The sequence below is a fragment of the Candidatus Mycoplasma haematohominis genome, from assembly GCF_902712995.1.
GTDB classification, from domain to species: domain Bacteria; phylum Bacillota_I; class Bacilli_A; order Mycoplasmatales; family Mycoplasmoidaceae; genus Eperythrozoon_B; species Eperythrozoon_B haematohominis.
Genome location: NZ_CACTIB010000007.1, coordinates 1 through 11,933, shown reverse-complemented (window position 1 = coordinate 11,933; position 11,933 = coordinate 1). Strand labels below are relative to the sequence as shown.

The 11,933-nt window shown below is 32.1% G+C and carries 12 protein-coding genes; 9 read left to right on the top strand and 3 right to left on the bottom strand.

All coding sequences use genetic code 4. From position 1 onward, the window contains the following. The 3 genes from H6411_RS00745 to H6411_RS00735 all read left to right on the top strand — a co-directional run. Positions 1-801 (top strand): hypothetical protein (locus H6411_RS00745; protein WP_216082748.1); only part of this gene is annotated, 801 nt, incomplete at its 5' end. A 274-nt stretch (positions 802-1,075) separates the two neighbouring features. After that, the gene (locus H6411_RS00740; protein WP_216082747.1) at positions 1,076-1,795 is read left to right on the top strand and encodes a hypothetical protein; all 720 of its coding nucleotides are present in this window, start codon (positions 1,076-1,078) and stop codon (positions 1,793-1,795) included. A gap of 546 nt (positions 1,796-2,341) precedes the next feature. Continuing rightward, positions 2,342-3,112, top strand: coding sequence for a hypothetical protein (locus H6411_RS00735; RefSeq protein ID WP_216082746.1), 771 nt, complete (start codon positions 2,342-2,344; stop codon positions 3,110-3,112). A 367-nt stretch (positions 3,113-3,479) separates the two neighbouring features. Here H6411_RS00735 and H6411_RS00730 read toward each other — a convergent pair whose 3' ends face one another. Further along, the gene (locus H6411_RS00730; RefSeq protein ID WP_216082745.1) at positions 3,480-3,800 is read right to left on the bottom strand and encodes a hypothetical protein; all 321 of its coding nucleotides are present in this window, start codon (positions 3,798-3,800) and stop codon (positions 3,480-3,482) included. A 783-nt stretch (positions 3,801-4,583) separates the two neighbouring features. Here H6411_RS00730 and H6411_RS00725 point away from each other — a divergent pair. Next, positions 4,584-5,306: a hypothetical protein gene (locus H6411_RS00725; RefSeq protein WP_216082744.1), complete on the top strand. Its 723-nt coding sequence runs from the start codon at positions 4,584-4,586 to the stop codon at positions 5,304-5,306. Positions 5,307-5,598: 292 nt separating this feature from the next. Then, positions 5,599-5,979, top strand: a complete 381-nt coding sequence (locus H6411_RS00720; protein ID WP_216082743.1) for a hypothetical protein — start codon at positions 5,599-5,601, stop codon at positions 5,977-5,979. Between the two features lie 24 nt (positions 5,980-6,003). On the opposite strand, the gene H6411_RS00715 is transcribed toward H6411_RS00720, so the two are convergent. Then, on the bottom strand, positions 6,004-6,402 hold the full coding sequence (locus H6411_RS00715) for a hypothetical protein (protein WP_216082742.1): 399 nt from the start codon (positions 6,400-6,402) through the stop codon (positions 6,004-6,006). Between the two features lie 439 nt (positions 6,403-6,841). On the opposite strand from H6411_RS00715, the gene H6411_RS00710 reads away from it, so the two are divergent. The 4 genes from H6411_RS00710 to H6411_RS00695 all read left to right on the top strand — a co-directional run bounded on the left by H6411_RS00710 (position 6,842) and on the right by H6411_RS00695 (position 9,961). Continuing rightward, positions 6,842-7,360 carry a hypothetical protein gene (locus H6411_RS00710; RefSeq protein ID WP_216082741.1) on the top strand — a complete coding sequence of 173 codons (519 nt, stop codon included), beginning with the start codon at positions 6,842-6,844 and terminating at the stop codon, positions 7,358-7,360. A 478-nt stretch (positions 7,361-7,838) separates the two neighbouring features. Beyond that, positions 7,839-8,486 (top strand): hypothetical protein, encoded by a 648-nt coding sequence (locus H6411_RS00705; protein WP_216082740.1) that lies wholly within the window; start codon positions 7,839-7,841, stop codon positions 8,484-8,486. Positions 8,487-8,657: 171 nt separating this feature from the next. Further along, positions 8,658-8,975, top strand: a complete 318-nt coding sequence (locus tag H6411_RS00700; protein ID WP_216082739.1) for a hypothetical protein — start codon at positions 8,658-8,660, stop codon at positions 8,973-8,975. A 164-nt stretch (positions 8,976-9,139) separates the two neighbouring features. Then, positions 9,140-9,961 carry a hypothetical protein gene (locus tag H6411_RS00695; protein WP_216082738.1) on the top strand — a complete coding sequence of 274 codons (822 nt, stop codon included), beginning with the start codon at positions 9,140-9,142 and terminating at the stop codon, positions 9,959-9,961. Between the two features lie 674 nt (positions 9,962-10,635). Here the strand turns inward: H6411_RS00695 and H6411_RS00690 are convergent. Next, the coding region (locus H6411_RS00690) for a prolipoprotein diacylglyceryl transferase (protein WP_216082737.1) at positions 10,636-11,933 on the bottom strand (1,298 nt) is incomplete at its 5' end.

The window sequence follows — 11,933 nt, the reverse complement described above, 5'->3', positions numbered from 1 at the left end:
CTTGTAGGCTCTGGTTCAGGAGAAGAACTTGAGAAAAAAGAGCAACAAGAGTTAGAAGTTAAATCTTCTGCTGACTTAAAAGAACATGGTTTAATTTGTGTAGATTCTAGTGTTTGGCCTTTTTTTGTGAAAAGTTTTGAACACATGTTCCCAGGAGAGGATATGAGAACAGTTGCAAAAATTGTTGAATGTCTATATGGCGCTTCTTCTAGATTCACACAACTTTCTGGATCATCTGGAGTTTCTGATTTAAATTGGGTATCGGAATACAAATCTTCCTTAGGAACTTTAGAAAAATTAGAAGGAGTAAGAGATTCTAAATTTGATGATGAAGATTTTGGTTTTGAAGAAAGATTTAATCTAAATTTAGAAATAGATGCCTCATATGTTAATTTTGGTTCTGACTTTTCATCCTATTCTTATGAGGAGGAAGTCCTTTCTTCTAGTTTTTTAGGTTATGCGTTTGAAGTTGAAGATTTTCAGTTTGCAATTGACGAACAAGATGAAGTTATTTGCGAAAAAGCGATTGCAGAAGAGCTTAGAGATTGGAGTAAGTTGAATGTAGAAGAAACTGTTGGAAAATTGAAATTACAGGCAAGGCAAGCGGGAGAATGGCGAGAATATGAAAAGATTTTTGAGAGATTTGAGGAATTGGTACGAGGTGCAAGACAGTCATTAAGAACTGATATTGATGGAGGTTTTGGAAATCTTGATCTTGAGTTAGGAAAAATGCTTTTAGCAGATGAAATCGATTTCAGAATAGTAAAAGCATTTGTTGATGATCATGATTCAGAAGATTAATTGCTGGAAAATTTTGAACTAAATCAAACTTTAGTACCTTTTTTAAAGCTGTCTAACTTAAATCAGAAGATTTATTCTTCAAAAATTAGATCTAAATGTTTAGTGAAATTTGAAATAATTTTTTTCATTTTCAAATAGTTTATGTATAAAATTTTGAACTTTCAAACTCAACATAGCTTATGTTCATAGCACTTGGTGTTGGTCTTTTTACTATTTTTAGTTTTGCGGTAACAGCAATTGGTTTTTTGCTTTGTTGAGGATGCTTTGGATCTAAATGCTCAACCCCCCCTCTAATGATGCAACTTCATTAAATGTTTCTTACCAAGCGGAAGATCCAACAGTAGCACTTGTAGAGCCCGATTTAAAAGAAGAAGCAGAGAAAGAAAAATTAGAACTTAGAGAAAAAGAGGAGAAGGAAAAAAAAGAGAAAGATTTTGCTGAAAAGAAAAAATTAGAAGAAGCTGCAGCAGATTATGTAGATTATCTTGATGCTGTTGCACAAGATAGATATCAAAGAAAACTTGATGAACAGAAAAAACAAGAAGAAGAAAGAAAATTAGCTGAAAAGAAAAAATTAGAAGAAGCTGCAGCAGATTATGTAGATTATCTTGATGCTGTTGCACAAGATAGATATCAGCAAGAATTAGATAAAACGTTAGAAGGATTTAAAGAGTTTCTTTTAAGTGCGTTATCTGGAGAAGAAGGGGGTGTTAGCGAAGAAGTAGAGAGAATAAGAGAGAAGAGAAGTGTTAGAAGAGATGGCGGAAAAAGCGATAGAAAAGAACTTCTATCAGAACTAAAAAAATTAGCTATTGAGGCAAAGTCTAAATTAAGAACCGATTTTCAAGGGTTTTTTGATGCTGGTAGTTTTTTAGATGATCTTATTAGAGCAGACGAGAAAATAATGAATTTTCGAGAACTAAAGTATTTTTTAGGAAATCTTAAGGGTTGTACAGGTATGTGAAAGAGCAATTCTGGCGGATGCGATGATTAAACAGTTCAACAAACAAATTTAAAAAATTAAATGTCTATTATGAAGATTTAGATTATTTAAATCTATTGTTTGAAAGCCTGAAACGAAAATAGATTTTGCGTATTAGTTTTTCAAAATTTAGATTTAAGAGTGAGTTAAATTTGAAATATTTTTTTAAGTCTTAAATATTTTTATGTATAAAATTTCTACTTTTTAAACGGCATATTTTATGTTTATAGCCCTTGGAATCGGTCTTTTCACAGTCTTCAGTTTTGCATTAACAGGTTTTGGTTTCCTATATTGTTGAGGATGCTTTGGATCTAAATCCTCAACCCCCCCCCTAATAGCGTCAGTTCAGTAGAAGTTGTTGTTGATTTTATTCAGACACCTACTGTAGAACTTATAGATTCAAAAGAGGAATTAGAGGAAGAAAAAGAATTAGAAGTTGAATCTTCTTCTGAAAAATTTGTTCATGATTCAGTTTGTGTAGATTCCAGCGTTTGATCTTTTGTTAGAGATGGCTTTAAGCATAGATTTTCAGATAATCAGATTAAAGAAATTTTAGGAGTGTTTGGATGTATTTCTGGTGATTCTTCTAAGTTAGAAGGACTTCCTGGATCATCCGGAACCTCTCATTCAAATTTAAATGTAAAAAGTAGATCTGATCTTAACTCTTTAAAAGGATTAGAAGGACAAAGAAATGATATAGAAGAATCAGTATTTAGGGTTGATTTTGATGAAACAAGTAATGTTTCATATTCTTCTTTTAGTTCTATTTCTCAACAAGATCAAGGAGAAAGCTCTCTTCTATATGAAATTAGCGAAGAAGAAAGTCTTTCTTCAAAAGTAATATATGAGAAAGCTGGTTATGAGAAAAAGAATTTAAATTTTGATTCAACAAAGATATGACAACAAATAACAGAAGAACAATCAAGAAAAGAATGAGAGTATGAAGAAGGATATTTAAGTGCTCTTCAAGGGTTATCAAAAAAATATAAAGAACTAGAAGAACAGGAAATTTTAGAAAAAGCATTAGTATTTCTAGAAGCAATGGTAGAATCTCTGGAACCGAGAGCAAAAACAAGAAGGAGCGGCGGAAGAAGAGATAGAGAGGAGGTCTTTGCAGAATTAAAAGAATTAGCTTCTAAAGCAAAAGATAAATTAAGATCTTCAGATTCTTGAGGCGTTGGTCAGATTTTAGATGGTATTATTCTAGGAAACGGAAAATTTAGTACTCGACAATTAAAGTATTTCCTAGGGGATTTGCATGAGTGTGGAGGTAGGATGTGAAGGGGCTTATCTGATGGCGGATGCGATAAATGGCGTAGTGATGATTAGAGAGAGGCGCGAACTTACTATTTTCAATTGTTCATTTAACTTTCATTTCATTAAGTATTAGAAGAATCTATCTTTTAAATTTAGGAGAATTAAATTAAGTAAAAAGTAGAATTAGATAGTAAAACTAGTTCAGAAGATCATATTTTCTTCTTGGTTTAGTTATATGTATAGAAGCTATTGAAGTTGGAGATATAGAGCAAAATTAAATATACGTTATTTTTTTACTTTTTAAAAAAAGAGGTAATTAGTAATGATTGAGAAGTAGCTAGATAATTAATTAGTATGGAAACAAGAAGATATATAGAAAGGAGAGTTCGAAACAATTTTTGATGCTTCAGTAATTTTTTTTATGATGATCTTTATTAAATTATTTTTTTATTTTTCTTTCAAAGTTCTTCTTAAATAATGTTCTTACTAAACTATCTATTAACTTGAATCCTCTAACTATGTAATCACCTTTTCCTGATAGAGCAGAAGCGGAAGATCTAAAAAAAGATATAGCATTTTTTATTTCTTCTTCTGCTTTTTCTAAACCATGAATTGATGTTAGCCCATCAAAAGCATCATTCATTTGATTTTCAAAGGTATATACGCCATTTAATCGTATCTCTAAATTCTCAATTTCATCTTTAGTAAGAAGAGAAATAACTAAGTCAATAATTTCTTGTTTACTAACTGTTGAAGACATAACTTAATTTATGCATAAATATATTTATTAATTGTTATTCAAGAACCCAGAAATTGCCTTCTAACAGTTTTAAAAATTTAGTAGCTAGATAAGATTTTTAATTTAATTCTTGTTTTTTTGATTTGAAGATTTTTTCTGTACAAGGAGATCATTTGTAAAGAACGTTCATAATCTTTTTTTTGCCGGTCTTAAGGTAACATAACTTATGTAGGTTTGATTTGCATCTTCTGAGAATAGATTTTGTCTTTGTTTTCTGAAAAAATTAGATCTAAATAGTTGATTAAATTTGAAATAATTTTTTTTCAATTTCAAATATTTTATGTATAAAATTTTCGCTTTTCAAGAAAGATAATTTATGTTTATAGCCCTTGGAATCGGTCTTTTCACAGTCTTCAGTTTTGCATTAACAGGTTTTGGTTTCCTATATTGTTGAGGATGCTTTGGATCTAAATCCTCAACCCCCCCTCTAATTACGACAGCACACTAACAGTTGTTGATTCGTTTCAAGAACCTACTTTAGCACTTTTAGATTCTGGCTCAGATAAAGAACCTGAGGAAAAAGAGTCAACAGAATTAGAAGTTAAATCCACTTCCCATTTAAAAGAGAATAAGACAATTTGTGTAAATGCTAGTGTTTGATCTTTTGTTAAGAGAGGTTTTGAGCATAGACTTTCAGATGATCAGATTGCAGGAATCTTAGGGGTTTTTGGGTGTATTTCTGGCGCTTCTGCTGGATCAGAGAAACTTCCCGGTTTATTTGGCGTTTCTCCTGAAAGTTTAGAAATGGGAGGTAGAACTGATTTAGGTTCTTTAGGAGGGGAAACAAGTGTTGGATTTGAAGAGGATAGTTTTGGCGTGAAAATGACAGATTTTGGCTCTGATTTTTATGCGAAAGAAATAGAAGGTTTTTCGCCGTCTAGTTTTTTTGTAGTCGATTTTCCTAAAATTCCAGAAAATAAAGAGGAGGAGGATATTACTTCTTCAAGAAGCATAGAGACTTTTGAATTAGGCGCTAGTTTAGTTGATGCGAGAGAAGACTTAGAAGTTGTTGTTGCACAAGAAGAAGAAAGAGGAAATTTAGAGAAGGAGGAAATTAGAGAACCAGAATTTGAAGATGAGGAAGAAATAATGCAAGTTGCAGAAGAAATGTCAGAATTTTTAGAAACTGCATTGGAAGAACCTGAGATTGAGAAACTGGGAACAGAATCAATACCAGTAAAAAGAAAAGCAGGAAGAAGGATCGGCGGAAGAAGAGATAGAGAAGAAATTTTTGAAGAACTAAAAAAATTAGCTACTCAAGCAAAAGGTAGATTAGGATCTTCAGATGTTTGAGGCGTTAGAGAGATTTTAGATAGCATTCTCTCAAGAGATGGAAAAGTTATGAGTTCCCGGCAATTAAACTATGCTTTAGGGAATTTTCGTGGGTGCGGCAATAGGATGTGAAGGGGTTGATCTGGCGGAGGATGCGATAAATGACTTGGTGATGAAGATAAGAATAAAACTTAGGCTAAAGACAAATCTAAAAAAATTAAGTTTTTTAAAAAGTGTTTATTTCGAGGATTATTTAAATTCATTGCTCAAAGAACTTAAGCGAAAATAATTTTTTTGCTCATTATTTCTTCAAAAATTAGATTTAAAAGGAAATTAGAAAGATATAGCTAACACCCTTTCTAATTTCAAAATCATTACATGAATTAGTTATCTCTTAAATAATTAGTTCTTTCTTTCTGGAATATTAATTTCATCCAAAACCTACTTAAAGGGAATATTAAGTATTTAGGTTTGATGAATAATAATTTTGAGTTCAAGAACTAGAAAAGCTATAAAGGCAATAGTAGAATCTTTTCCTCCAGAATTTGTAAATGATTTAAGAATTGTTAAGGATGGAAAAGAAATGAATCTTGAAGAGGTTTTGAATGCTAAATTTGGGCATCTCTATTTTGTAAAGAGTTTAAAGACTGTTAGGTTCGAAGCAAAGAAAATAATTTGAGAAAAAATAGGTAAATTTGAGGATCTTAATGATTGAAAAAAAGAAAATCTTATTTTCTGATTTGAAGATTTTTTCTGTACAAGGAAAACACTTATAAAGAATATATTTATAAATCTTTTTAAATTTGTTTTTTATACACTTGTTATTCCAATAATTGTTCAATTGATATGTTCAAAACTAAAAATATAGATTTACTTTTATTTTTCTGAATGCTTATTCTCTAGGTCTTAGTTCAGGATGTAATTTATAGAATTCTTCTGCTTCCTCGTTAAGTTTTCTTAACCTTTTTCTGTCGAATCACTCTAACATTCTGTCTTCAAAACTCTTTCTAAATAATACTTTTCTTAAATCATCTACTAGCTTAAAACCACTTGTATCGTATCTGTCTTTTGAGACAGCTGCATTAGCTCTAAAAGCAGCTATAGTTTTCTCTATTTCTTTTTTTGCTCTTCTTCTACCATGAATAGATACTAAGCCTGAAAAACCTCCATCCATTTGTTCCTGAAAGGTATATATTCCATTTATATCTACAGCTAATTTCTTAACTTCCTCTTCTGTTAGGAAGGAAAGAACTAACTTCATAATTTTTCTCTTGCTGGCTGTGAATAACATAACTTGTTTTGTTTAACTCCTTTTAAATAACTGATTTAGGCTTTTACTGGCATCTTCTGAAATATATCTTTTTTCTTTTTGTTTGGTATATGGAAACGACTTGTCTTGTTCTTTAGAGCTCTTTAAATGAGAATAGATTCTGTGTTTGTTTATTTCAAAAATTAGACCTAAATAATCGATTAAATTTGAAATAATTTTTTTCATTTTTGAATAATTTTATGTATAAAATTTTGAGCTTTCAAACACAAAAATAACTCATGTTTATAGCTCTTGGAGTAGGTCTTTTTACCATTTTTAGTTTTGCAGTAACAGCAATCGGTTTCTTACTTTGTTGAGGATGTTTTGGTTCTAAATCCTGCACCCCCCCTCTAACAACAGAGATTTATTAACGGTTTCTTATCAAGCAGAAGATCCGGCGGTAGCACTTGTAGATCCTGAGTTGGATGAACAAGAGAGCGAGGAGAAGGAAAAATTAGAACTTCAAGAAAAAGAAGAAGAAAGAAGATTAGCTGAGAAACAAAAACAGAAAGAAGAAGCTGAAAAAGCTGAACAGGAACTTAAAGAATCAGAAGCTTTTGAGAACTATATCTTCAAACTTAAAGAGAAAGAATTAGATGAAGAACTAGAAAAATTTGCAGACGTTCTTGTAAGTGCATTGCAAGCGGTAGAAGGTGGTGAAGAAGAAAGTAAATCTAAAGTTAAGAGAAAAAGGGCTAAGAGAGATGGTGGAAGAGGAGATAGAAAAGAACTTCTTGTGGAACTAAAAGGTTTGGCTACTGAAGCGAAGTCAAAATTGAGAACTGATATTAGTGGATTCTGAAATGCTGGTCGTTTTTTAGATGATCTTATTAAAGCTGATGAGAGAACAGTGAATTTTAGAGAACTAAAGTGATTTTTAGGGAATCTTAATGGTTGCAAAGGAATGTACAAGAGTAGTTCTAGCGGATGCGATGATTAGTTAGTTCAATATCAGCAAATCTATTTCTTTAAGAACTTAAATAAAACTAGATTCTGAATATTGGTTTTTCAAAAATTAGGTCTAAAGGACTAATTAAATTTGAAATATTTTTTTTGATTTCAAATATGTTTGTGTATAAAATTTTTGATTTCTAAACAGAATATTTTATGTTTATAGCCCTTGGAATAGGCCTTTTTACAGTTTTCAGTTTTGTACTAACAAGCTTCGGTTTCTTGTATTGTTGAGGATGTTTTAAAACCCAAACCCCCCCCCTAATAGCATCAGTTCAGTAGAAGTTGTTGCTTCTGATCTTGCTCAGACACCTACTGTAGCACCGGTAGGTTCTGATTTAGATGAGGAATTAGAGAAAGAAAAGCAACAAGAGTTAGAAGTTAAATCTCCTGTTGACTTAAAAGAACATGGTTTAATTTGCGTAGACCCTAAAGTTTGACCTTTCTTTGTGAAAAGTTTTGAGCATATGTTCCCAGGCGAGGATATGAGAACGGTTGCAAAAATTGTTGAGTGTCTTTCTGGTGATTCCCCTCAATTAAAAGAACTTTCTGGATCATCTGGAGTTTCTGATGCAGGTTGACGTTTAGATTATGGATCTTCTACTTCTTATTTAGGAAGATTAGGAGGAGAAAGGGATGATACATTTGCCAATGAAAGGCATGGATATGGAGAAATAAGAATAGATGGCGTTTCATATTCTTCGTTTGATTTACATTCTTCTTTTCAAGAACAGGAAGATGAAAACTTTCATTTATATGAAATTAGCGAAGAAGGTAAAGACATAGAGGAAGACAAAGAAGTTTTTGTTGAAAGGAAGGTTGAGACTGTATTGTTGTCGGTACCTGAAGAGAAGGAAAAACCAAAGGATTTAGAAGAAGCTGTTGAAAGGTTGAAGTCTCAGGCAAAGAAAAATGGAGACTGGCAAAAATACGAAGATCTTTTTAAGAGACTAGAAGAATTGGTAAGGGAAGCAAGACAAAGCTTGAGACGTGATATTGGAGAAGGGCTTTTCAATGCTGATTTTTTCTTAGCAAAAATTCTTGTTTCGGATGATAAAGATATTGATTTTGGAGAGTTAGAAGAAATTATCAAAGCGTATGATGAGAAGGATTAACTATCAACAAAGTTTGAATTAGATCAGAATTAATACCTTTCCAGAGTTTCCAATTTTTATCGTTTGAGAAGTAATTTTTTTTAAATTCCAAGAAATTTAATTAATTAATTTAAAAAAATTTTTCATTTTGACCGTTCGTACTTAAAATAAATTTTCGTAAATTATTAGATTATGTTTGTAGAAGGAATTTTAGGGCTTGTTTCATTCCCTTGTGGAAGTGTTTGTGATGCTTATCCACAAATATTTAATTTATTTCTTGAAGATGAATTAAGAGAAAGAGAGGAAGCTAGCTGACTTGCAGAACCTAAACCTTGTCCTCTTGGTTTAACTTTTGAAGACTTCTTGAAAGGACACGAAGAAACTGATTCTCAAAAAGATAAACCAAGAAAGTTTTGTTGAAAATATGAAGAGCATCAAGATCCTGTTACTGGAAAGAAAACAAATGTAAAAGTTAGATACTATTCTAAATTCTCTGATGTTTGTTCTTAATTTCTAATTCTTTGTTATTTCTTTTTGCAGTAGTTTTCTTTTCATACTTTTATCTATTGAAACATTAGAAGAAAGATTTAAGCAGGCTGCTAAATTTGAAACCATTTTTTAGGTTTCAAGCATGTTTTAAATATAAAATTTTGGCATTTTAAGAGAAATAACGGATGTTTATAGCTCTTGGTATTGGCTTTTTTACTCTTCTAGGTTTTGCAGTAACTGGAATTGCTTGTTTATTTGGTTGAGCGCTTTTTGGTTCTAAAGCTTGCACCCCCCCTTCTAATGGTAGAGCTACATGAACAATTTCATATCAGCTAACAGATCTAACAGTAGCATCAGAAGGTCTTAGTTTAGAAGAAACAAAAGCAGAGAGGTTAGAGGCTAAAGAAGAGGAAGAAGAAATAAAAACAAGAAAAGCTAGAGAGGCGCAAGAAAAACAATTACAAGAACAACAGGAAAAAGAAAAATTAGCTAGAGAAAAACAAGAGAAAGAAGAAAGAGATCTTGATGAACAAAAACAAAGACAGGAAGAAGAACAAGCAAGAAAGGTTAAACAGGAACAAGAAGAAAGAGCAAGACAAGCTAAAGTAGAAGCAGAAAGAAGATTAGCTGAAAAGCAAAAACGGGAAGCGGAAGAAGATGAAATATTAGAAAAGCTTGTAAATGAGTTGACCAGTGTATTGGGTGTAGCGACTGTTAGGAACACACCAGCTCCAGGCCGAGCGCAAGTGACAGTAATAAATGCAGGCTGAAAAAGAGATAGAAAAGCTCTTCTTGAAGAACTAAAACAATCTGCTGAAGAAGTGAAGAAAGCAACCTCACGAAGAGGTATTTGATTGGGAACAAAAGATGCTGATAGTCTTTTAGATGAACTTATTAGAGTCGATGAGCAAACAATAAACTTAGAACAATTAAAGGATTGGTGAAAGAATCTTGAGGGGTGTGAAAAGAAGTGGCAGGATGGTCTTGGATGTAAGGATCCAAGTTAAAAATTAGATTAACTTTCTTTATCGTTTTATAAGGTTAAATAAGAAGCAGATCTACGCTTTGTTTTCTTCAAAATTCAAATCTAATGAATCAATTAAATTTGGAATAATTTTTTTATTTTCAAATATTTTTATGTATAAAATTTTGACCTTTCAAAAATAGTAACTTATGTTTATATCGTTTGGAATAGGTCTTTTTACAGTCTTCAGTTTTGTATTAGCAAGTTTTGGTTTTCTTTATTGCCGAGGATGCTTTGGATCTAAATCCTCAACCCCCCCTTTAGTACAAGCAGCACATTAGAAGTTGCTGATTCATCTCAAGAACCTACTGTAGCACTTGCAGGCTCAGATAAAGAACCTGAGGAAGAAGAAAAAGAAGTCGAGTTTTCTGTTGATTTAGAAGAACCAGATTTAATCTGTGTAAGTGCTAGTGTTTGATCTTTTGTTAAGAAAGGTTTCGATCATAAACTAACAGACGATCGGATTAAAGAAATTTCAGGAGTTTTTGGTTGTATTTCTGACTATTCTCCTAAATCTGAAGATCTTTCTGGATTGTCTGGAACTTCTCATTCAAATGTACATTTTCAGGGAAGATCTGATGTAGGTTCTCTAAGAAAATTAGAAGGAGAAAGAAATGATGAATTTGCAAATGAAGAGCATGGATCTGGGGAAAATTTTTATCAAACATCGCTTCATAGGCCTGCTGCTATTGCATCATTTGCTCGCATACTATGAATTGATGAGCAAGTTTCGGCCATTAATTCAGCTCTTTCTTTTTTATCTGTCAATGATCTCATTTGTTTTAGAACACCTTTGAATTTATCGCTGCTTAAAAGATGACTAACTTCAATTTCTTTTTCTTCTATTTTTGAAAATTCTTCTGCTTTTTCCACTCATCATTCATATCTATCTCCGTCTAATAAATTAATTTTTCAATCGCTTCCTACAGTTCCTCAACTAAATCATTTACCTCCATCATCAATAGATCTAGGTTTTCCAGCTCCTTTGTCTTTCCCGGCCTTTCCTTTACCCTCTTCTTTTCCTTTATCCTTTTTATTTAAATTATTTTTGTTTTTGCCATTTGAATTTTTTTCCTTTCCTTTTTCTTGCTTAGTTTTTTTATCTTTTGAATTTTTTTCGTTTTCGTCGCTGTTTTTTATTGTTTTTATTTGATCTTTTTGTTCTTTATTGTTGTTTACAGTTCTGATTGAAGTTGCTTGTTCTGATTCTTTCTTAGCGGAATTTTCAGCAACCTCTTTCGTTTCCGCTTCTTCTACAACTGTTGTATTTACTTGTTCGCTAGTTACTGCTTGTGTTTCTTCTTCCTTTTCTTCTGGAACTGAAGGCGCATCCTTCGCTTCAGTTTCTAATGGTTTTTCTTTTTCGATTTGATCTTTATCAGCATCATTATTTTGAGTAGCAACAGAAACTGTTTGTTCTTTAGCTTCCTTAGATTGTTCTGTATTATTTAATATGAGAGTAGCAGTATTTTCTGAAGTTGTTTCTTCATTCTCTAAATCCTCGTCTTCTTCAACCTCGACTTGTTCCGCTTCAGTCTCATCAGTTACTTCAACAGTCTTTGGCTCTAATGCAACATTTTCTTCTTCTTCAGGATTGTTAGCTAATACTTCATCACCTTGCTTGTCTTCTTCAACAACATCTTCCACTAATGCAACACTTTTTGTTTCTTCAACCTCTTCAGTCTCATCCTCATCTTCTTCTTGGTCAGTAATTTCCTCCACCTCAGCAACAGTACTTACTGCTACAGTTTCTGAATCAACATTTAATTCAACTTCAGTCTCCAATAATTCAGCATTTTCCATAGGAGATTCACTGAAGATATCCAGACTGAAACCATCATCGTAGTTGATGAAGGTATCCAGCAAGTTAGAAAAGTAGTAGGTTCCTATTCCGCTTAATACGAATAGGGAAGTCCATGTAGCACCCTTGTTTATCCCTTTCATGCAAATCCATA